General features: G+C 60.3%; 18 protein-coding genes and 3 pseudogenes. 11 read left to right on the plus strand and 10 right to left on the minus strand.

What is annotated here, in order from left to right:
• Positions 1-249 precede the first annotated feature (249 nt).
• A complete protein-coding gene (locus tag HMPREF3173_RS15545; protein WP_043213129.1) occupies positions 250-810 on the plus strand; it encodes a glycine cleavage system transcriptional repressor in 561 nt (186 codons plus the stop codon).
• An 11-nt stretch (positions 811-821) separates the two neighbouring features.
• On the plus strand, positions 822-1,295 hold the full coding sequence (locus HMPREF3173_RS15550) for a peroxiredoxin (RefSeq protein WP_070574364.1): 474 nt from the start codon (positions 822-824) through the stop codon (positions 1,293-1,295).
• A gap of 47 nt (positions 1,296-1,342) precedes the next feature.
• Here HMPREF3173_RS15550 and HMPREF3173_RS15555 read toward each other — a convergent pair whose 3' ends face one another.
• Positions 1,343-2,413 (minus strand): AI-2E family transporter, encoded by a 1,071-nt coding sequence (locus tag HMPREF3173_RS15555; protein WP_043213127.1) that lies wholly within the window; start codon positions 2,411-2,413, stop codon positions 1,343-1,345.
• Between the two features lie 21 nt (positions 2,414-2,434).
• Complete coding sequence (locus HMPREF3173_RS15560) at positions 2,435-2,674, minus strand: sulfurtransferase TusA family protein (protein ID WP_043213126.1); 240 nt, start codon at positions 2,672-2,674, stop codon at positions 2,435-2,437.
• A gap of 117 nt (positions 2,675-2,791) precedes the next feature.
• Here HMPREF3173_RS15560 and HMPREF3173_RS15565 point away from each other — a divergent pair, with 117 nt between their 5' ends.
• Positions 2,792-4,228, plus strand: a complete 1,437-nt coding sequence (locus HMPREF3173_RS15565; RefSeq protein ID WP_043213125.1) for a M48 family metalloprotease — start codon at positions 2,792-2,794, stop codon at positions 4,226-4,228.
• 38 nt (positions 4,229-4,266) lie between these two features.
• Here the strand turns inward: HMPREF3173_RS15565 and nadA are convergent, their stop codons facing one another.
• A complete protein-coding gene (gene nadA, locus HMPREF3173_RS15570) occupies positions 4,267-5,325 on the minus strand; it encodes a quinolinate synthase NadA (RefSeq protein ID WP_043213124.1) in 1,059 nt (352 codons plus the stop codon).
• Positions 5,326-5,552: 227 nt separating this feature from the next.
• Positions 5,553-7,061 (minus strand): YdgA family protein, encoded by a 1,509-nt coding sequence (locus tag HMPREF3173_RS15575; protein WP_070574366.1) that lies wholly within the window; start codon positions 7,059-7,061, stop codon positions 5,553-5,555.
• A gap of 496 nt (positions 7,062-7,557) precedes the next feature.
• Here HMPREF3173_RS15575 and HMPREF3173_RS15580 point away from each other — a divergent pair, with 496 nt between their 5' ends.
• The 4 genes and pseudogenes from HMPREF3173_RS15580 (at position 7,558) to HMPREF3173_RS15590 (ending at position 12,117) form a co-directional block, all read left to right on the plus strand.
• Positions 7,558-8,910, plus strand: a complete 1,353-nt coding sequence (locus HMPREF3173_RS15580; RefSeq protein WP_043213121.1) for an APC family permease — start codon at positions 7,558-7,560, stop codon at positions 8,908-8,910.
• A 284-nt stretch (positions 8,911-9,194) separates the two neighbouring features.
• Positions 9,195-10,244, plus strand: a pseudogene (locus HMPREF3173_RS25315) (HAMP domain-containing protein); the annotation flags it as partial.
• 342 nt (positions 10,245-10,586) lie between these two features.
• Positions 10,587-11,102: pseudogene (locus tag HMPREF3173_RS25320) on the plus strand (methyl-accepting chemotaxis protein); the annotation flags it as partial.
• Positions 11,103-11,169: 67 nt separating this feature from the next.
• The gene (locus tag HMPREF3173_RS15590) at positions 11,170-12,117 is read left to right on the plus strand and encodes a cation diffusion facilitator family transporter (protein WP_070574370.1); all 948 of its coding nucleotides are present in this window, start codon (positions 11,170-11,172) and stop codon (positions 12,115-12,117) included.
• A gap of 34 nt (positions 12,118-12,151) precedes the next feature.
• On the opposite strand, the gene HMPREF3173_RS15595 is transcribed toward HMPREF3173_RS15590, so the two are convergent.
• Entirely contained in the window at positions 12,152-12,952 is an 801-nt protein-coding gene (locus HMPREF3173_RS15595; RefSeq protein ID WP_070574372.1) for a polysaccharide pyruvyl transferase family protein, read from the minus strand.
• A 269-nt stretch (positions 12,953-13,221) separates the two neighbouring features.
• Here HMPREF3173_RS15595 and HMPREF3173_RS15600 point away from each other — a divergent pair, with 269 nt between their 5' ends.
• The 3 genes from HMPREF3173_RS15600 (at position 13,222) to HMPREF3173_RS15610 (ending at position 18,412) form a co-directional block, all read left to right on the plus strand.
• The gene (locus HMPREF3173_RS15600; protein WP_083300073.1) at positions 13,222-14,994 is read left to right on the plus strand and encodes a phosphoethanolamine transferase CptA; all 1,773 of its coding nucleotides are present in this window, start codon (positions 13,222-13,224) and stop codon (positions 14,992-14,994) included.
• 494 nt (positions 14,995-15,488) lie between these two features.
• Positions 15,489-17,048 carry an amino acid permease gene (locus tag HMPREF3173_RS15605; RefSeq protein WP_070574376.1) on the plus strand — a complete coding sequence of 520 codons (1,560 nt, stop codon included), beginning with the start codon at positions 15,489-15,491 and terminating at the stop codon, positions 17,046-17,048.
• Positions 17,049-17,122: 74 nt separating this feature from the next.
• Positions 17,123-18,412: an NAD(P)/FAD-dependent oxidoreductase gene (locus HMPREF3173_RS15610; RefSeq protein ID WP_070574378.1), complete on the plus strand. Its 1,290-nt coding sequence runs from the start codon at positions 17,123-17,125 to the stop codon at positions 18,410-18,412.
• A gap of 24 nt (positions 18,413-18,436) precedes the next feature.
• Here the strand turns inward: HMPREF3173_RS15610 and HMPREF3173_RS15615 are convergent, their stop codons facing one another.
• A complete protein-coding gene (locus HMPREF3173_RS15615) occupies positions 18,437-19,153 on the minus strand; it encodes a glycosyltransferase family 25 protein (protein WP_083300075.1) in 717 nt (238 codons plus the stop codon).
• A 185-nt stretch (positions 19,154-19,338) separates the two neighbouring features.
• On the opposite strand from HMPREF3173_RS15615, the pseudogene HMPREF3173_RS25325 reads away from it, so the two are divergent.
• A pseudogene (locus HMPREF3173_RS25325) lies at positions 19,339-19,564 on the plus strand (conjugative coupling factor TraD, PFGI-1 class); the annotation flags it as partial.
• Between the two features lie 369 nt (positions 19,565-19,933).
• Here HMPREF3173_RS25325 and HMPREF3173_RS15620 read toward each other — a convergent pair.
• The 4 genes from HMPREF3173_RS15620 to HMPREF3173_RS15630 all read right to left on the minus strand — a co-directional run bounded on the left by HMPREF3173_RS15620 (position 19,934) and on the right by HMPREF3173_RS15630 (position 21,528).
• The gene (locus HMPREF3173_RS15620; RefSeq protein WP_139146860.1) at positions 19,934-20,260 is read right to left on the minus strand and encodes a hypothetical protein; all 327 of its coding nucleotides are present in this window, start codon (positions 20,258-20,260) and stop codon (positions 19,934-19,936) included.
• Between the two features lie 2 nt (positions 20,261-20,262).
• Positions 20,263-20,751, minus strand: coding sequence for a DNA/RNA non-specific endonuclease (locus tag HMPREF3173_RS24035; protein ID WP_083300074.1), 489 nt, complete (start codon positions 20,749-20,751; stop codon positions 20,263-20,265).
• A 40-nt stretch (positions 20,752-20,791) separates the two neighbouring features.
• Entirely contained in the window at positions 20,792-21,142 is a 351-nt protein-coding gene (locus tag HMPREF3173_RS15625) for a DUF596 domain-containing protein (protein ID WP_070574382.1), read from the minus strand.
• A gap of 77 nt (positions 21,143-21,219) precedes the next feature.
• Positions 21,220-21,528 carry a hypothetical protein gene (locus HMPREF3173_RS15630; RefSeq protein WP_070574384.1) on the minus strand — a complete coding sequence of 103 codons (309 nt, stop codon included), beginning with the start codon at positions 21,526-21,528 and terminating at the stop codon, positions 21,220-21,222.
• Positions 21,529-21,771: the final 243 nt, after the last annotated feature.

The raw sequence follows: 21,771 nt of genomic DNA on the forward strand, positions 1-21,771 counted from the left end.
CTGCCGGAAAAAGAGAGCGGTAATGGTACTGGCGCCATCGGCCTTGCACAAGCGAAGCAGGCGGGTGGAGCATTCCCCTTCGCACTGCTTTTCGCTACCCTTCTCCCTTTGATCGGCACAGCGTGGCCCGCCGGGCCGTCGACAATGCTCCGCGCCAGCGTCCACGACCTCGAATGCGAGCCCGGGGCCCTGCCGACAGGAGGCTTATGCCTGTCCTGTGCCGACCGCTCATCGCTTTAGGAATGCTGCATGTCCACCCCCACTGTCCGCGAACAATTCCTTGTCATCAGTGCCTTGGGTCCCAACCCCATGGAGCTGGCCAACGTTCTCAGCCGCGCCGCCTTCGACAATCGCTGCGCGGTGATCACTTCGCGCCTGACCCGCCATGGCGAGACCAGTGCCCTGGTCTTGCAGGTCGGTGGCAGCTGGGATGCCCTGGCGCGCCTGGAGGCGGTACTGCCAGGCTTGGGCAAGAAGCACGGCCTGACCCTCGACGTAGTGCGCAGCGCCGATCAGGAAGTACGCCCCCAGGCCCTGCCCTACGTGGCCTATGTCAGTGCCGCCTATCGCCCGGATATCGTCAGCGAGCTGTGCCAGTTCTTCCTCGATCACCGCGTCGAGCTCGAGAGCATGACCTGCGACACCTACCTGGCCCCGCAGACCGGCAGCAGCATGCTCAATGCCCAGTTCACCGTGATCCTGCCGGCCGGTACCCAGATCAGCTGGTTGCGCGACCAGTTCCTGGACTTCGCCGACGCCCTGAACCTGGATGCACTGATCGAACCCTGGCGCCCACAGAATCCCATGTAAGGAAGCCCACCATGGCCGTAGCACTCGACCAACCCGTCGCCGACTTCCAGGCCCAAGCCACCAGCGGCCAGTCCGTTAACCTTGCCGATCTCAAGGGCCAGCAAGTGGTGTTGTATTTCTACCCCAAGGACAGCACTCCGGGCTGCACCACCGAAGGCCAGGGTTTCCGCGACCAGCACGAAGCCTTCCGCGCCGCCAACACGGTGGTGTTCGGCGTCTCCCGCGATGGCATCAAGTCCCACGAGAACTTCAAGGCCAAGCAGGGCTTTCCGTTCGAGCTGATCAGCGACAAGGACGAGGCACTGTGCCAGCTGTTCGACGTGATCAAGCTCAAGAAGCTGTACGGCAAGGAATACATGGGCGTGGACCGCAGCACCTTCCTGATCGACAAGAACGGCGTGCTACGCCAGGAATGGCGCGCAGTGAAGGTGCCCGGACATGTGGATGCGGTGCTGGCAGCCGCCCAGGCGCTGAACAAGCCCTGATATGAGCGCTCACCTCTTCGCGACTGAACCCGCGAAGAGGTGAGCGGTTACAATATGGGCGCCACTGAAGGCTCGTGCCTTGGCCAGGCATCGAGCACGGCCTTGAACAGTGTTGCCAGCGGAATCGCGAAGAAGATCCCCCAGAACCCCCACAGCCCGCCAAATAACAGTACCGCGCAGATGATCGCCACCGGGTGCAGGCTAACCGCCTCGGAGAACAGCAGCGGCACCAGCACGTTGCCATCGAGCGCCTGGATGATCGCGTACACCGCCATCAGATAGATGAACTGGTCGCCCCAGCCCCATTGGAACAGCGCGATCAAGGTCACCGGCACGGTCACCACCACCGCTCCCACATAGGGCACCACCACCGACAACCCCACCAGCAAGGCCAGCAGCGCCGCATAGTTGAGCCCCAAGCTGATAAAGGCGATATACGTGGCAATACCGCAGATCAGGATCTCGATACCTTTGCCGCGGATGTAATTGGCGATCTGCCGGTTCATTTCATCGCCTACACGATTGAGCAGAGTACGCTGACGTGGCAGGTAGCCACCAACCCAACGGGCGATCAGCTCACGATCCTTGAGGAAAAAGAACACCAGGATCGGCACCAGCACCAGGTAGATCATTGCATTGACCAACAGCGGCAGGCTGGACAAGGAGAACGTCAGCGCCCACTGGCCGAACTTGCCGATCTCACCACGCACCGACTCGATGGCGCGCAGCACTTGCTCATCGGAGACCAGGTGCGGATAACGCTCCGGCAGCAACAGCAGCAGCGACTGCCACTTACCCAGCATGCCCGGCAGCTCGTTGAACAGCGTGATCAACTGGTGCCAGAGCAACGGAACCAGCACCAGCAGGAACACCGCCAGCGCCCCCATGAACAACGCGAACACCAGCCACACCGCCAGCCGGGTGGGAACGTGCAAACGCTCCAAGGCATTGACCAAGCCCTGCATGAGAAACGCCAGGACCATGCCGGCCAGCACCGGTGCGAGCATGCCGCCCAGGGTCAGCACTGCAGTGAAAGCCAGGAACAGCAGCACTGCCAACACCACCGCCTCCTCATCGGAGAAGTAGCGCTGCATCCAGTCTCGAAGCACTTTGAACATTAATGATCCTTGGGATAAGACTCAGGCCTTGCGCAGCCAGTAGGTGTAGACACCGGCCTCGGCGGTTTCACGAAGCAGCGTATGACCGGCGAGCTGGGCAAAAGTGCGGAAGTCGCGCTGGGAGCCGGCGTCGGTGGCGATCACCTTCAGTACCGCGCCGCTGGCCAGCCGATTGAGCTCCATCTTTGCCTTGAGCAAAGGCAAGGGGCAATTGAGCCCACTGGCATCGAGTTCGGCATCGCAGGTGGGGGTATCGATCATCCGGGCATCTCCTGGCGGGGCATCAGCATTGCAGACAAGTTCGCTAGGATAACGCCACTGGTCGCCAACGTGTGAGCCAGCTACAGTAAGGCTCTTTGATCGATGCGAGCTTCATGCATGAATCTACTGCGCCCCACCCTGTTGACGCTGGCCTGCCTGATGGCCCTTCCCGGTCACGCCGACGACCTGCCGTCACTGGGCGATGCCAGTTCCGCGATCGTCTCGCCGCAGCAGGAGCACCAACTGGGCCGGGCCTGGCTTAGCCTGCTGCGCGGCCAGGTCAACCAGCTGAACGATCCGCAGCTCAAGGACTACGTCGAGACCAGCGTCTACAAGCTGGCCGAAACCAGCCAACTGCAGGACCGCCGCCTGGAGTTCATCCTCATCGACAGCCGTGAGCTCAACGCCTTTGCCGCCCCTGGCGGGATCGTCGGGGTCAACGGCGGCCTGTTCCTCAACGCCCAGACCGAAGGCGAGTACGCCTCGGTCCTGGCCCACGAACTGGCGCACTTGTCCCAGCGCCACTTCGCCCGGGGCGTCGAGGCTCAGCAGCGCATGCAACTGCCCATGATGGCCGCGCTGCTGGCCGGTATCGTGCTGGCGGCCGGTGGTGGTGGCGACGCCGGCATCGGCGTGATCGCCGGCACCCAGGCCGCAGCGATCCAGGAGCAGCGCCGCTTCTCCCGGCAGAACGAACAGGAAGCCGACCGCATCGGTATCCTCAACCTGGAAAAAGCCGGTTACGACCCCCGCAATATGCCCAGCATGTTCGAGCGCCTGGCCCGCCAGTATCGCTATGACGCCAAGCCTCCGGAATTCCTGCTCACCCACCCGGTCACCGAATCGCGTATCGCCGACACCCGCAACCGCGCCGAACAAGCGCCCAAAGGCGGGGTCGAGGACAGCGCGCGCTACCAGCTGATCCGCGCCCGCGTCGCGCTGATCTACGAAGGCACACCAGGCCTGGCGGCCAAGCGCTTCCGTGCCCAGCTAGACGAAGACCCCACCCTCGATGCCGCGCGCTATGGCCTGGCCATCGCCCAGATCAAGGGCGGCCAGCTCAACGAAGCGCGGGCCAACCTGCAGCCGCTGCTGGCCAAGGCGCCCAACGACATCACCTACAACTTGGCGCAGATCGACCTGGACATCACCAACAATCGTCTGGCCGACGCCCAGCAGCGGGCCGAGCGCCTGCGCGCCCTGTACCCGAGCAGTTACCCACTGCAGCAGATACGGGCCGACCTGTTGATCAAGCAGAATCGCCCTGCCGAGGCGGAAAAAGTCCTGGATGACCTGATCAAACGCCGACCGGACGATCCGGATGTCTGGTACGACGTCGCCGAAGTGCGCGGATTGTCAGGCAACACCATCGGCCTGCACCGGGCACGCGCCGAGTATTTCACCCTGGTCGGCGACTTCGACCAAGCCATCCAGCAACTGGACTACGCCAAGCGCCGCGCAGGCAGCAATTTCCCACTGGCCTCGCAGATCGATCAGCGCCAGCGGGAAATCATGGAGCAGCAACGGATGGTCAAGGAGATGATGGGCCGCTAAGGCCCAAGGGGGCGCTTTGCGCCCCTGGGCAATGCGGGTCAGGCGTTGCCGGAAAGCTTCAAGCGCGCTGCCTGGGTGAAATCAAGCATGCGATTGAGCGGTTTGATCGCTTTGGGCACCAGCGCAGGATCCACGAAGATCTCGTTGCTGCCCTTGCGCAGGCAGTCGAGGGTGCGCTCCAGGGTGTTCATGGCCATCCACGGGCAATGGGCACAGCTACGGCAGGCCGCACCGTTACCCGCGGTGGGCGCTTCGACGAACTCCTTGTCTGGGCACAGCTGCTGCATCTTGTAGAAGATGCCGCGGTCGGTGGCGACGATGAACGTCTTGTTCGGCAGCGTCTGGGCTGCCTTGATCAGCTGGCTGGTAGAGCCCACCGCGTCGGCCAGTTCGATCACCGCCTCCGGCGATTCCGGATGGACGAGGATCGCCGCGTCCGGATACAACGCCTTCATGTCGGCCAACTGGCGCGACTTGAATTCCTCATGCACGATGCAAGCGCCATCCCACAGCAGCATGTCGGCACCTGTTTGCTTCTGGATGTAGCGCCCCAGGTGCTGGTCCGGGCCCCAGATGATCGTCTCGCCGTTGTCCATCAGGCTCTCTACGATCTCCAGCGCGCAGCTGGAAGTCACCACCCAGTCTGCCCGCGCCTTCACCGCCGCCGAGGTATTGGCGTAGACCACCACGGTGCGCTCCGGGTGCTGGTCGCAGAAGGCCGAAAACTCCTCCACCGGGCATCCCAGGTCAAGGGAGCAGGTCGCTTCCAGCGTCGGCATCAGCACGCGTTTTTCCGGGGTGAGGATCTTGGCGGTCTCACCCATGAAACGCACGCCTGCCACTACCACGGTACTGGCGGGATGGTTCTTGCCGAAGCGAGCCATTTCCAGGGAGTCGGACACACAGCCGCCCGTTTCCTCGGCCAGCGCCTGGATCACCGGGTCGCAATAGTAATGGGCCACCAGCACGGCGTTCTGGGCCTTGAGCTCGGCAGCGATGGCCGCACGGTAATCGGCCTCCTGCTCGGGCGTCAGCGGGTTGGGCTGCTTGGCATCAAGATGGGCTTGAACCAACAGGCGTTCGGAAATCTGGGTCATGATCGCTGAACCTGCAGGCGCATGTGCGCGTCAGTCGAGTGTATCACCCGGCCCTGGCAGATCGGCTAAAGGGTGCCGGATGGCCGAGCGACCATCGGGACCCATCTGCGGGCGCGGACTATTATCGGAGGCCGAAGGCTACAGACAATCGCGCCAATTCAAAAGCCTTTTTTACGCCCCCAGGCCAGGGCCGACGGGGTGTCTGCACTGGCCTGGGCGAACGCATCTCACCCTTGTGACGACAGCGCCGCCAGATGAGCGCCTACCAGCACACCGAACTCCGTCAGCGTCATCTTCCTGCCGTTGAAGTCGACGATACCATCGGCATAATTCAGGCTGGAGATCACGTCATCGCCCTGCACAGTTCCCATGCCACTCTGCAACGCCATCATGCCGACCATCTCCCCCGCCTGACGCGACTGCATCGCGATGGCCTGGGCATCCGTCTGGCCGTCCAGCAAGGCCTGCAGGGTCGCCAGATCCCCGAGCATCGGCTTGGAGACGGACAGCTTGCTTTGCAGGCGGCTGACCATCTGCTCGCCTACCTGGGTCGGTGTCAGATCGAACGAGGGCGGATTGGCCAGGTCCACCGCCAGACTGAAACGACTCTCGCCGTTAGCCGTTTTGAATGACAACTCCTCCAATGCGACCTGCGGTTTGGCTGCGAGCATTCTCTGCAAGTCCGCCTGAACCTTCGCCCGCTCTTGCGGCGTCATCTCGAACGATGGCTGCGCCTCTCCCCGGGCCGCGCTTTGCTGCAGTTGCGGCATGCGGGTCTGGTACCAAGCGATCAACCCCTGCATTGCCGGGATGTCTACGGATTTCATGCTCCAGATCATCCGCCCGCTGCCCACCGCGCGTCCGGCGTAGGTAATGTCGGCGACCTTGTACTCCAGGCGTCCGGACAGCTTGTCTTCGCCCTCGGCGTCATAGCGATTGTTCTGCTCCAGGCCTTTGAGCACCAGGACTTCCTGCTTGTCGCCCAAGGTCACTTGGGTTTCGGCCAATGTCATGTCCAGATTGCCGACATAGATCATGTCATGGCCGGTGCCTTTCAGATCGCCAGCGACCTTGAAGCCGTTGAGCAGCACTTTGACCGGAGGCTGGTCGTCACCGACCAGATTCAGCGCCAGTCGCTCGGCCTTGCCGTCGACCCGCATCGATTGGCCGTCACGATCCCCCCGCAGCAGCAGGCGCATGCCGGAGAAATCGAGACTGTTGCCGTCATCTTCGCTGAACTTGACAGGGGCCAGGCGGATGTCGCTGGACAAGCTGCCGTCATAGCCCAAGCTGACCTGGCTGGTGATCGGCGCCTGTTCGCCGGCGGCGGTGTACCAAGACGCGGTAGCATCGTCCTTGTCCAACTGACTGTTGCTGGTGGCCAGGACCGGCGCCAGATTCAGGGATTTGACCCGCGACCAGGGGAACGGGCCATGTTCGATTCGGTCGGTCACGCCCAAGTCGAAGCTCAGCGGCTCGCCTTCGCCTAGCCAGAGGTCTTTGGCTTTGATCCGGTAGTGCGCGGTACTGGTGAAGAAGTGCTGATCCAACGAGACCAGTTCCAAGGTCATGCTGCCCCCGGTACCGGCGACCGCTTTCTTCAGTTGCTCGTTGCCCAGGGCAATGGAACGCTCCAGCTCTGCGGGCAATTGCTTGCCCGTGTACCAGGCGCCGCCGGCGGTGACGGCGGCGATGACGACGGCCAGGCCGCAGAGAATGCCTACTGATTTCTTCATGAATAAGACCGATTGCTGTCCATAGGAGGCTGATACGCGGCACCCAGCGCCACGCGGGGAGCCAAGATTATCACTGCCCGCGAAGGGACGCCTGGGCGCGCGATCTTTGCATCGCTGCAATGTAAAGTTTTACGAACACAATAATCGACATAGCGACGGTAACATTCCAAAAAACGACCACTCATCTGGATAAACCGTCGATAAACCTTCATCAAAGTTACATCTTGTCACGTTTCACTTGACACCATCCCGCCCTTCGATTTTTATTTTCACCACCCGCCCAGCGCCCCACAAACGAAGAAGAACAGCGCCGCCATCATGACTTCAGTCCGCCCGCCACCTTCGACGTTTTAGGCCCTGCCAGCCCGACACAGGCGTCTCTCGCGCCCATATCCGCTCCGACAAAAAAAGGTGAACAACATGGAGCCCACCCGCTCGCTCTTGCCGTGCCTGTCACACACCGTGCCCGTCTCCCAGTCCCAGGAGCGTTGCCAGCATGCAGCCTGACCACAGCACTCACGGCACCGCCCAACTGAGAAAGTCCCTGCGTCTGTGGCACGTGGTCATCATCGGCCTGGCCTACCTGACGCCGATGACCGTGTTCGACACCTTCGGCATCGTCTCCGGCCTCACCGCCGGGCATGTCCCAAGCGCCTACATCCTGGCGCTGGCCGGCATTCTGTTCACCGCACTGAGCTACGGCACGCTGGTACGCCGCTTCCCGCAATCCGGCTCGGCCTACACCTACACCCAACGCGCCATCAACAAGCACGTGGGCTTCCTGGTGGGCTGGGCCTCACTGCTGGATTACCTGTTGCTGCCGATGATTAACGCCTTGCTGGCCAAGCTGTACCTCTCGGCGATGTTCCCGGAAGTCCCTGAATGGGTATGGGTCGTGGGGTTCGTCACCCTGATCAGCCTGATCAACATGCGCAGCATCAACTTGGTGGCAAGCTTCAACACCCTGTTCGTCGGCGTGCAGATCGTGATCATGACGGTGTTCGCGTACCTCTGCGTGCGCGGCCTGAGCCAGGGTGAAGGGCTGGGTACCGCCTGGACCCTGCAACCGTTCGCAGACGACCAGACCCACCTCAACGCCCTGGTCGCGGGCGCGACCATCCTGTGCTTCTCGTTCCTGGGGTTCGACGCGGTCTCCACCCTGTCGGAGGAAACCCGCAATCCCGAGAAGGTCATCCCACGCGCGATCTTCCTCGTGGCCCTGATCGGCGGCTTGATGTTCATCCTCATGTCGTTCTTCATCCAGGCGTTCTTCCCGACCATGGAGCGTTTCCATGACCAGGAAGCGGCCCTGCCGGAAATCGCCCTGTACGTCGGCGGCATGCTGTTCCAGTCGATCTTCATCGTCTGCACCGTGATCAACACCATCGCCTCGGGCCTGGCATCGCAGACCAGCGTCTCGCGCCTGCTGTATGTGATGGGCCGCGATAAAGTCATCCCCCAGGGCCTGTTCGCACGCCTGCACCCCCGCTATAAGACCCCGGTGCTGAACATCGCCGTGGTCGGTCTGATTTCCCTGTCGGCGATCTTCTTCGACTTGGTGACGGCCACCTCGATCATCAACTTCGGCGCGCTGGTAGCCTTCAGCTTCGTCAACCTCTCGGTGATCATCCACTGCTACCTGCGCGAGGGCCTCAACAAGGGGCTGGCGAACAAGCTGAAATACCTGGTGTTGCCAACCATCGGTTTCTGCATCATTGCCATGCTCTGGCTGAACCTGAACGTGGATTCACTGCTGTTCGGCGGCGTCTGGGCCGCGTGCGGCGTGCTATATCTAGCCTGGTTGACCAAGGCGTTCAGGGTCGCGCCGCCGACCTACCTCGCCGAATGAGACTGCCTGTCGACGACGCCCGCGCTTGATCGCGGGCGTTGTCCTTGATGAGAAGGAAAGCTCCCATGTTCCTGCGCCGCCTCTCCATCCAATGGAAGATCACTCTCCTTGCCGGCTTGTGCCTGCTGACCATCGTCGTGCTGCTGGTAGCCACCTCGCTGTTCCAGGCCAAGCGCAGCGCGGTTCAGGTCTTCCAGGCCAACACCGAACTGCTCGACCAAAGCGCGCGCCTGCGCCTGCAGGCCCACGCCGAAAGCCAAGCCTTGCGCGTGCAACGCTATTTCATGGATGCCTACCAGTACGGCAACGGCTTCGCTCGCCTGGTGCAGGCGCTTCGGGAACGCGGCGGCGAAGACCTGCGTGCCGAACTCGTCAAGCAAGCCCGTCAGGCGCTGGCCGGCAACCCGGATCTGATCGGTCTGTACCTGGTGTTCCAGCCCAACGCCCTGGATCGACAGGACGCCCGCTTCGTCGGCCAGGATGCCAGCGGTAGCAACGATATCGGCCGCTACTCGTTCTACTGGTCCCAGCCGAGCCCTGGCACCCTCGAATCCGAGGTCATGCCTGAGTCCATGCTGGCCGACACCAGCACCGCAGCCAACGGATCCCCCTACAACCGCTGGCTGACCTGCCCTCTGGAGACCGCTAAAGCCTGCGTGTTGGACCCTTACTTCGACGAGGTCAGCGGTCACCAGGTCCTGATGACCAGCATTGCCTTGCCCTTGTTGGAAAACGGCAAGGTGATCGGCGTGGTCGGCCTGGATATCGGCCTGGACAACCTACAGCAATTGAGCCTGGCCGGGCGCCAGGAGCTGTTCGACGGTCAAGGTCAAGTCAGCATCGTCAGCCCCGCCGGCCTGTTGGCCGGGCACAGCCAGGACAGCGCCCAGCTGAGCAAGACACTGGAACAGGCCTTTGGGGATCAAGCCGGCGAACTCGCCGGGCCGATGCGTGCCGGCCAGGCCGTGGAGCGCCTCGATCACGGCTTGATGCGCATCTCGCGCCCCTTCGCGCCGATCCCGCAGGCCGAAGCCTGGCAAGTGCTGCTGGAACTGCCGGAGGCTGTTCTGCAAGCACCTGCGGTCGCCCTCAACCAGCGCCTGGACGCACACAACCAGACCGCCAACCTTACCAGCCTGCTGGTTGGCCTGGCCGCCGCCGTGCTGGGCCTGCTGCTGGTGTGGCTGACAGCCCGTGGCGTGACCCGGCCGATCCTTGCCGTGGCCGAGCGCCTGCGTGACATCGCCAGCGGCGAAGGCGACCTGACCCGACGCCTGGACTACACCCGGGAGGATGAACTGGGCCAGTTGAGCGGTTGGTTCAACCGCTTCCTCGACAAGCTCCAGCCGGTGATCGCGCAGGTCAAAGGTTCGTTGCAGGACGCCCGCGGCACCGCCGACCAGTCCGCAGCCATCGCCAGCCAGACCAGCGGCGGCATGCAGCAGCAGCAACGGGAAATCGAACAGGTGGCCACTGCCGCCAACGAAATGAGCGCCACCGCCCAGGACGTTGCCCGTAATGCCTCCCAGGCGGCCCAGGCCGCGCGCGGCGCCGACCAGGCCACCCATGAAGGCCTGGAACTGGTGGCCGTCACCCGCCAGGCCATCGACCAGCTGGTGAGCGACATGGACAACGCCATGAATCAGGCACGCGCACTGGCCGGGCGTAGCGAGCAGATCGGCTCGGTGCTCGAGGTAATTCGCTCGATTGCCGAACAGACCAACCTGCTGGCGCTCAATGCCGCCATCGAAGCCGCGCGCGCTGGCGAAGCCGGGCGCGGCTTCGCGGTAGTCGCCGACGAAGTGCGCAGCCTGGCCCAACGTACCCAGGTTTCGGTGCAGGAGATCCGCCAGGTCATCGAGGGGCTGCAACAAGGCACCCACGATGTGGTCGGCGCGATGCACGAGGGCCAGCGCCAGGCCCAGGACAGCGCCACACGCATGGAGCAGGCGCTGCCCGCCCTGCAAAGGATCGGCGAGGCAGTGGCGGTGATCAGCGATATGAACCTGCAGATCGCCTCGGCCGCCGAAGAGCAGAGCGCCGTGGCTGAGGAGGTCAATCGCAACGTAGCCGGCATCCGCGATGTCACCGAGTCGCTGTCCGGACAGGCCGACGAATCGGCCCGTATCAGCCAGGCATTGAATCGCCTGGCCAATCAACAACAGGCCTTGATGGAACAGTTCAAGGTCTGAAGCCCCACGACGGGGACGACACTTAAAAGGATGGCTGCCCTTGGGGCAGCCTTGATGGAGCCCCACGATGGGAAAACCGTTTTTCGACCTGACCAGCGAACAAGGCGTGCTACGCCTGTCCATCGCGGTCACCCTGTTCATCGCCTTGATCGGCATCGCCTTCGGCCTGGCGTCAGGCTCGTTCTCGATTGTCTTCGATGGTGTCTACTCACTGGTCGATGCCAGCATGAGCGGACTGTCGCTGGTGGTGGTCAAGCTGATCACCTCCCACGCACGGGCCGAGCGCATGTCACGCAAGCTGCGCGAGCGCTTCACCATGGGCTTCTGGCACCTCGAACCCATGGTTCTGGCGCTAAACGGCATCCTGCTGACTGGCGTTGCGCTCTATGCCTTGATCAACGCCGCCAGCAGCCTGCTCGAGGGCGGGCGGGACCTGGAGTTCGGCGTGGCACTGGTGTACGCCGTGGTGACTGTTTGCGCGTGCCTGGCGATCGCCATCGCCGAGGCCCGTGCCAACCGCAAGATCGGCTCGGACTTCGTGCGCATGGACGTCAAAGGTTGGGTGATGTCAGCCAGCATCACGGCGGCGCTGCTGGTGGCCTTTTGTGTCGGCTACCTGGTACAGGGCACCCAATGGGCCTGGATCTCCCCCTACATCGACCCGGCGGTGCTGGCGCTGGTCTGCCTGGTCATCATCCCGCTGCCGATGTCGGTAGTCCGCCAGGCGCTCTCGGAAATGTTCCTGGTGACCCCTGGCGACCTGAAGCAACACGTGGACGATGTCGCCCAAGCCTTCGTCGCCCAACACGGCCTGCAGTCGTATCGGGCCTACGTGGCCAAGGTCGGCCGCTCGCGGGAAATCGAACTCTACTTCATCGTACCGGCCACCATGGCTGCCAGGACCATCGCCGAGTGGGATGCCCTGCGCGACGAGATCGGCAACGCCATCGGCGGCGAAGGTCCGGACCGCTGGCTCACGGTGGTGTTCACAGGCGATCCGGAATGGGCTGAATAGCATCAGCCCTTTGCCACCATGGCAAGCAAGCCCTTCAGAGAGATGGAAACGCCTTGACGAGGCCTTCCTGCAGGCTTTCCAGGCCTGGGCGGGCGTAGCCCTCGGTGCTGCGCTCGATGGACCAGGCCTTGTCCAGGTGAATCTGCTCCGGTGTGACCGGCACCGGGTCGGCGATCCCGAAACTGGAGTAGTAGTCCTGGAATTTGAACTCCCACTGCGGGTAGCGCTTCATGCACAACCACTGGTTCGGCACGCCGTAGGAGTCCGCGACGATCAGGCCGTGCAGGCTCGTCGACAAGACGAACTCGCACGACGCGATCTCCTCGAGCACCTGCTTGACCGGTGAGAACACATCGATCACTCGCGCCCCCGGGATCAACGACAGCAGGCTGGCGATTTCAGGCGAATTGCGATGATTGATATGCGGGATGATGCCTACCCGAATGGTCTTCAACGCCGGCTTCTTGACCAATGAAGAGGCCAACAAGCCCGGGTCACCCAGGACCGGCTGGCCCTTCAGGCCCTTTATCTGTTCCAGGCACTTGCGACCACGGACCGCGTGATAGTGGTGGTGACCGGAAAACACATCGCCCGGCGTGCTGGAGCCGGTACCCCAGACATGCAACTTACGACGAAACCCCCACGTCTTGGCCTTCTTTTCACGGGCCAGGATACTGCCGATGGCGATCATTTCCGCATCTTTGACCGGGCTGTGCACCACCTTGCGCCCAGAGACGAACTCCACGGTCAAAGCGGACAAATAATCACCAAAGTTCTGTTTGCCAGCATCGTCGCGCCCACTGCCACGACTCCAGAAAAGTTTGATCGGTTTCATGCCCGGGTAAATCCTCTCGCTCGCGGTACTTCGCTCGCGCCAACAGGACAGCGAAAACAGCGTGTTTATTTGGCGGGCAATATATAGGAATTGACTTATTGATTGGAGCGCCTTCGAGCTGTTAATACCCTGCGCGCAATACAATTGCGCAATATCCCTTCTTATCTCATGGATATACGTTGACGTTATTTTCACGCCCACTCCGCTAGCGTCGCAGCCTTTCCGGCAGCCGGTCCCCTTGGCTGCCATCGAGTTTCAACGAGGCACACGTGGCAAGCACTACATCCCCAACGATTCGCAAAGGCATGGACTGGGCCGGGCTGGGCTGGCTCCTGCTGTTCTTCTGGTATTTCTCCGGCGTCACCCAGGCACTGCTCATGTTCAGCGGCACGACCGGCTTCTCCGGGTTTCGCGATGCGCTGTTTCTGAGCACCCTGTGGCTTGCCCCGGTCCTGCTGCTGCCCCGCCACACTCGCCTCATCAGCGCGCTGATCGGTTTGGTGCTGTGGGCGGCTTCGCTAGTGGGCCTAAGCTACTTCGGGATTTACCGCCAGGAATTTTCCCAGAGCGTCATCTTCGTGATGTTCGAGTCCAATACCGCCGAGGCCGGTGAATATTTCAGCCAGTATTTCAGCCTCTGGCTGTGCCTGGGCCTGGTGCTGTACACCCTGGTCGCGGTAGCCCTGTTCAAACGTGTCCGGCCAGTCACTCTCCCGTTACGCAGCCGGATCCCATTGGTCATCCTGCTGTTGGCGGCCAATCTGGTGTTCCCCTTCTACAAGCAATTGGTGACTCAGCAACGTACGTTCGCCGAAGCAGTGGAAAAGGTTCAGCAGCGCATGGAGCCGGCGGTGCCTTGGCAACTGGTGGTCGGCTACCAGCAGTACCGTCAGCAACTGGACAACATGCAGAAGCTGCTGGAGCAGAACGCAGCCCTGCCGCCGCTCAAAGACCTCAAGGACAGCAGCGGCGACGCGCCGCGCACCCTGGTGCTGGTACTGGGCGAGTCCACCACCCGTGAACACATGCATCTGTACGGCTATGGCCGGGATACCACGCCGGAACTCGACGCTCTGGCCGCCAACGACAAGAACCTCAGCGTATTCCGCAACGTGGTGTCGCCACGCCCTTACACCATCGAGGTGATGCAGCAGATCCTGACCTTCGGCGACCAGAAGAACCCAGACCGCTTCCTCACCGACCCGTCGCTGATCAACCTGATGAAACAGGCCGGTTACAAGACCTTCTGGATCACCAACCAGCAGACGATGACCAAGCGCAACACCATGCTGACCACGTTCTCCCAGCAAACGGATGTGCCGGTCTACCTGAACAATCAGCGCAACCAGAACGCCAGCCAGTACGACGAAGTGGTGCTCGCCCCCTTCGAGAAAGCGCTGCAGGACCCAGCCGAGAAGAAGTTCATCATCGTCCACCTGCTCGGCACGCATATGGACTACCGCTATCGCTATCCGGATGCCTACGACCACTTCAAGGATAACCAGGGCGTGCCGGGGGTCCTGACGCCGGACCAGGTGCAGACTTACAACTTCTATGACAACGCGGTGCGCTACAACGACTATGTGGTCTCGAGCTTGATCAAACAGTATTCGGCCACCACCCCCAACGGTTTCTTGCTGTACCTTTCCGACCATGGTGAGGACGTCTACAGCTCCGGCAACCACGACCGCCTGGGGCGCAACGAAGGCGCACCGACCCGGCCGATGTACACCATTCCGTTCCTGCTCTGGACTTCGCCAAGCTGGCAGGCTGCACACCCGCGCGACCTGCAGGCCATGACCGACCGGGCCTACAGCAGCTCCCATCTGATCCACACGCTGTCCGACCTGGCAGGTCTGAGCTACGACCGTTACGAGCCCGCCAAGAGCCTGGTAAGCCCACAATTTGTCGTGGCACCCCGCTGGATCGGCGACCCCTACAGCAAGAACGGGCTGCGTGAGTTCGATGCCTTGCCTACGGACAAGACCGACAAGACACAGCAGACCGTGACCAGCGCCAAGGTGCAGCCGGACAAGACCTGAAGCACGCCCTCCCCCAAACAAAAAGCCGGTGCCTGGACGATCCAGACACCGGCTTTTTGTTTTTGAGGCCGTCTGTAGGTAAGCGCCATCTAGTTTATGAGTTTTTTTCCGACAATTTGCAAAGCATGACTACCAAGCCATACAAAATGACGAGAAAAACTGTCTTTTTGACGACCATACAACCCTCTAAATAGAGACGCATAACGAAATTTGTCGCGTTTTTCGCGCAAACGTTGGCCTACATTATGACAGGTCAAAAAACACACAATCATTCCAAAAAAGAATGATGTCTTGCCTAAAGGTCGTTTGTTCCAATGTCATTTGCAGACCGATACTGATCTCGATCAATAAAACCCGCGATTGCACAGGAGACACCGCACGGTTGACGACCGGCTCAACGCGCAGTGGGCCTTGCTGCTCGGCCAGCCTCGATCGCAGGCGCTACCAGAAAACAAAAACAAATCCAAAAATGAACGCAGGTCAAAAGGTTGCCCATGACCCATTCCAATAAAAACGCGAGTTCGGCTACCACCAGCAACACCTCCGGTCACCTGAAGAGAACCCTGAACAGCCGCCACCTGAACATGATTGCCATTGGCGGCTCCATCGGCACCGGGCTCTTCGTTTCCTCTGGCGCCACCATTGCGCAATCCGGCCCCGGCGGCGCACTGCTCTCCTTCGCGATCATCGGCTTGATGGTCTACTTCCTGATGACCAGCCTGGGCGAGCTTGCCGCCTGCATGCCGGTCAGCGGCTCGTTCGCGACCTACGCCTCGCGCTACGTCGACGAAAGCTTCGGTTTTGCCTTGGGCTGGAACTACTGGTACTCCTGGGCCGTGACCATTGCGGTCGACTTGGTGGCCGTGCAGATCATCATGTCCTACTGGTTCCCCGACACGCCCGGGGTGATCTGGAGCGCCCTGTTCCTGGGCCTGCTCTTTGCCTTGAACGTCGCCTCCGTACGCTTTTTCGGCGAGACGGAATTCTGGTTCGCCCTGATCAAAGTCATCACCATCATCGCGTTCATCTTCATCGGCGTGTTGATGCTGCTGGGCATTCTCGATGGTGGCCAGGACGGTGGCGCGCACCTGTGGCAGATCGGCGATGGCCCGATCGCCGGCGGCCTGCCTGCACTGATCGGCGTGGCCATGATCGTCGGCTTCTCGTTCCAGGGGACCGAGTTCGTCGGCATCGCAGCCGGGGAAACCGAAAACCCTGGGCGCAACATTCCCAAGGCCGTCCGCCAGATCTTCTGGCGCATCCTGCTGTTCTACGTCTGCACCATTATCGTGATCGGCCTGCTGATCCCCTACACGGACCCACGCCTACTCAAGGATGGGCTGTCCGACATCACCATCAGCCCGTTCACCTTGATCTTCGAGAAAGCCGACATGCTGGCTGCTGCCGCCCTCATGAACGCGGTCATCCTCACCTCCGTGCTGTCGGCCGGCAACTCAGGGATGTACGCCTCGTCGCGCATGCTCTACAGCCTGGCTGTCGAGCGCAAGGCTCCGGCACTGTTCGCCAAGCTCACCCGCTCGGGTACGCCGGTCTGGGCGTTGCTCGCCACCACAGTGGTGGCGGGACTGTGCCTGCTGAGCTTCCTGTTCAGCCCCGGCAAGCTCTACCTGTGGCTGTTGAATACCTCCGGGATGCTGGGGTTCATCGCCTGGCTGGGCATCGCCATCAGCCACTATCGCTTCCGACGCGGCTACAAGCTGCAGGGCAACAGCCTCGACAAGCTCCCGTACGTTTCGAAGTTCTTCCCGTTCGGGCCGTTCTTTGCCTTCGCCCTGTGCATGGTCGTCATGCTGGGTCAGAACTACCAGGCCTTTATCGGAGATCGCATCGACTGGGTAGGTGCGGCTGCGACTTACATCGGCTTGGTGCTGTTCGCGGTGATGTGGTACGGCCACAAGTTGATCACCCGATCGCGCATTGTCCGCTACCGGGAAATGGACTTCAGCGTGATCGAAACCAGACGCAAGCACGACGAACGAAAAGCCCAGAGCAACTTGGATGGCGTTGCGCTAGGCCAACAGGTCTCGGCCTGAACCACCAAGGCGCCGAGCACCTGCCCGGCGCCTTGTTGCCTTGAGCGAATGCCCACTACCGCGTAGGACCAACGATGAGCACCGATTTCAGCAAATCCTTCTACGAAGCCTCCGTCGCACGCGCTTCATATCCCGTCCACTCGGGCCGCACCGATACCCGGGTGTGCATCCTCGGCGGCGGCCTGGCCGGCCTTTCGACCGCCCTGGGGCTTGCCGAACGCGGCGTCACTGACGTGGTGGTGCTGGAGTCGCAGCAGGTAGGGCATGGCGCCTCAGGGCGCAACGGGGGGTTTGTATTCGGCGGCTACAGCCTGGGCAACGCGGACCTGCTGGCCACTCTGGGCGCCACCGAAGCACGCAGGCTGTACCAGCTGACAGTCAACGCCGTCGACCTGATCCGCACGCGTGCCCGCCAATACGCCATCAACTGCGACCTGGTCGACAAAGGCGTGATCCTCGCCAACTGGTTCAACGATCCGGCCCGCCTGGAAAAACCGCGCCAATTGATGAAGCAGGCCTACGGCGTTGAGTGGGAATGCATTTCTGCCGGCGAACTCAAGGAAATGCTCAACACCGACCGCTACTACGGTGGGCTGCTGGAGCGCAACGCATTCCACTTTCACCCTCTGAAGTATGTGTGCGGGGTGGCACGCACTATCACCGACCTCGGCGCGCGCCTGTTCGAACACTCCCCCGTGCTCGGCATTGAAAAGCGCTCAGGCAAGTACGTGTTGCGGACCGCAGGCGGTGAAGTGCATGCAGAAGAAGTGGTGTTCTCAGGTGGCGGCTACGCACGAGGCGTCTATCGCCCCGTCGAACGCGCGGTACTGCCGATTGCCACCTACGTGGTTGCCACCCAACCCCTGGGGGCGCGACTGAAGGACGCCATTGCCTGCGAATCGGCTGTCTATGACACCCGCTTTGCATTCGATTACTACCGCCCCCTGCAAGACACCCGCATCCTGTGGGGCGGGCGCATCTCCATCCTCGATCGCGGGCCCGAGGCCATCGCCAAGCTGCTCAAGACGGACCTGGTCACGGTCTACCCTCAGCTCGAGGATGTAGAGATCGACTATTCCTGGGGCGGCCTGATGAGCTATGGGCGCCACCAGATGGCCCAGATCGGCCAGGATGACAATGGCATCTGGCACGCGGTCGGCTTCGGTGGCCACGGCATGGCGCCAACCACGGTTGCCGGCGAAGTACTCGCCGATGCCATTGCGCGCAGGCTTCCTGTGCCAGAGGGCTTTGGGCAGTTCGGCCTGACCCGCACCTTCGGCCTCGCTGGCCTCGTGGCCGCCCAGGCGACCTATACCACCTACCAGGCCATCGATGCCTTCGATGCCCGACGCCTGAACAAATGAAACCGAGCGCGTTTCGCCAGCTGACTAACGCGTTTTTCTGAGCAGGGTTGCCTTGAACCTGCGCAGATTGTTCATCACCGGACGCAAGAGCCGACTTCTATCCAGGAAGGACAGCTCATGCAAATCGGTGCGCGAAGGACGTTGATAGCCAAGGTTCCGGGTGAAATAGAACGCCCTTAGATCCTTGTTCGTGTGGATCAACGTGTTGAGGGCTGCGTCGTAATGCATAGGCCCGCCGTCGGGGTGACCCGGCGGCCGTTGCAGGATCTGGAACAAAAAATCCCTCAACCGTTCGATGCATCGGCCGTTCACTGCATAAAAGTGGGACAGGTGGATGGGACGATCGACCACCTGCCAGCCCGGCACATTGGCTTCCTCCTCGAACGGATGCCCGAAGTAGACGATGTCCCACTCCATCCCCTGCAGGGACTCGATCGCTTGTTTGCCGTACTGGGCGATGCGCCTGGAAAACTGGATATCGTCCTCCAGAATGAGGATGTTGTTCACTTTTGATCGGATGGCGTCTTCCAATATCCCGAGATGGCTCAGAAAGCACCCCCTCGCCCCAGCACTTGGGAAGCCCTCCCCCTCGCTGGGTGTAACCGCGTCGAAAAAGCCTATTTTTTCAAAATCGATACTGAAACCGTGACGGGCGAACTCTTGCATGGTTTCCATGCGGCGATCATTTCGAGAAGGGATGTTGATGATTCGGGTGCGATCAAAGTAGTCGATCACATTCATCCAGAGGCCCTCGGCGCAGGGGTCAGAGCGATTGGATCTGAGTATAGGAGACTTCGATCGAACCACCACGGGGCGGCGAGACAACCTGAGGCAGGCTGTCATTAGGTTTAATTCTGCAAGGCTATATAACAAAATGCTTGGCGCAAAATAGCTAATCATCAACACTCATTTTGATAGTCCTCTGAAAAGCCAGCCAAGTGATCGGTAACTTCAACAACCTCTTCATGCTGCGCGTGCGCGAAACCGCCACCGCCGAGCTGATCACCAATCACCGACCGAAGGTGCAGATCGACAACAGCACCCAGCAAGCAGTGCGAACGATTTCAAACTGAATGATTCATGCAGCTGACCAGTGTGCCGATGATCGAGCCTGCACACGTCGTTGGTCTGTCCAAGGGCAATGCTTCAGCCAACGTATACTTTGCAAAATCTCCCTCTACTCGAGCATGAGTGTGAACTTCCACAGACGACCGTCTTGAGAAAACTCCGCGTGCAACGTCGAGCCAAACTTTTTATAGCGCACCCAAGGTCGTATATAGCCCAACAAGCCATCCATCTTGTCGCCACCCTGGCTATCTGGCGGGCCAAGGGTCTCGACTAGGTCATCCCGCGTCCATTCGCAAGCAGGCTGATCAAGGATATCTCCCCTGAACGGGGTATACCCTTCATGCCGCTGGACGAAGAGATGAATCTGATTGAGCTTTTGCGATCTCTTTTTCTCAAACAGCCCCGGCAGTTCCGGGGCAATGTTTATTCAAGCGTGCCAGAAACCTAGGTTAGTTATTCATACTTAAAGTCGATTTTTATCTTCATACTGCGCAGGCAGAGCTCGACAATACAGACTTTCCATGGCTTACCTTCCGCATAAAGCCCATATGACTCGAAGAAATTTCTAAGCCGAACAAAAAGATAAAGCAAGTCACTATCCACCTTCGCACTACTTGGCAAAAACCATTTCTTGGTTCCAGAAGGACCCAAATAATCAAATAACAACTTACAGTGATCACCCTCCGGAGAAAGTTCGGCCTCTACCAGTACCACCTCGGCATCAGCAGGAGAGATCGCAACCAAAACCTCACCAATGCCCTGATAAATCTCATCATCCACACTCATATCCCACCCGGAGAATTGACAAAAGCTTCTCTTATTGGGCGTTCCGAACCTATCTGATAAGTCACAGTAAATTCCTCAGGTCTTACAGACCCGCCTGCGTACACCGGTTCATTTTTTACACCTACCGACTTTCCTTCTTTAAGCGCAGACGCCCATTGGTTCTCCAAGGTCTTCCAAGCGCCCTTATTGAGATTCCCATTCATAGGCAGCAAGTTTAGACGTTCGCCAGGGCCGTTGAATATGCTGGCGATAAAGTGACCACCCTCATCACCATCAATGCCACATTTGCCAGCCACGCACTGCTGATAAGTATTTCGATCATTCTTAGTCAGCGAGAGATTGGACTCAACTTTCACAACACGCCCAAGACTATCTGTTTGATAGGTCTTGTTTCCATCCACCTTATAAATAGTGTTCGGTTCTGGTTTATGGAGCTCCTTAGTCCATGAGCCTTTGCCACCAGAGCTAACTTCTACTTCGCGCAGAGCGTGACCAGTCCCTTTTGGACCAACCTAAACTTACAAACTACGTCCAAAACTCCTTCCCATCCGAGTCTATCCATACAACCCCAGCGGGGGCCTCTGTGATAAACCAAAGCCCGAAGCCATCAAGATCATTTTCACCAGGCTCTTCAGGCCACGCATCTTTCAGCACATTTAGCTGATCTTGAATAGTACCAGCGAGAAAAAGGCCATCATACACAAGTCTTACATTTCCCTCCAATATCAAACGCGCCATCAGAGAGAAGAACAGATCGACTCGGCGCGCGTAATCAACAGACGAACCAAGAAGCCCAACCGTCATATGCTGCCATATGGCCCCCATTGAAAGCCCAAATGCGCTTCGCAATACCGATTTATAGAGGTCATCAGTCATTTGAACTTGATCTCCACCTTCCTTCCGCCATTAATTGACTTATCCATAACATCTATCGTCCAAGAAGCCCCCGTCTGCTACTGTCCAACGAATGGCTTGAGCAACGCGTCTCGCTCGGTGATCGACAGACTGTCTGCACCTTTGAGGTCGATAGAACGAATCGTGAAGCAGCGTTCGTCTTCAGGCTTGGAGGGTACCGGAGGGACGGAGGGTTGCCCTGGGAGGTTGCGTAGATCTTCAAGGCGACGCTGCTGCTCCTCGAGCAGTCGGTTCTGGCGTTCGCGAATCAGGTCTTGATCGCCTGGTGAGGCGCAGGCCATACCGATAGAGCTGCTGAACACCACACACAGAAAGGCGCTCTGTGCCAAACGCTGACCCACCGACATCACCACATCCCTGTGCCATCGAAGAAAACGAGCTGCGGTACTATTTTGCCATCATATTGACGTCAATTTGACGAACATGAAAAGTCGTGGACAGGATCCGGAAACCGACAAGCGGTAGCGGGCTTTAACCGCGCCCCAGGGCGACGTTAAATTTTGAACGGAGCGTGACTGTCCCCGCTCAGGCGCTCGGGAACCTGGTCTGGCTGATGACTGAATCGCCCCTGCTTTCCTAGACACTCTCCA

The organism is Pseudomonas sp. HMSC08G10 (assembly GCF_001808425.1).
Taxonomy (GTDB): domain Bacteria; phylum Pseudomonadota; class Gammaproteobacteria; order Pseudomonadales; family Pseudomonadaceae; genus Aquipseudomonas; species Aquipseudomonas guariconensis.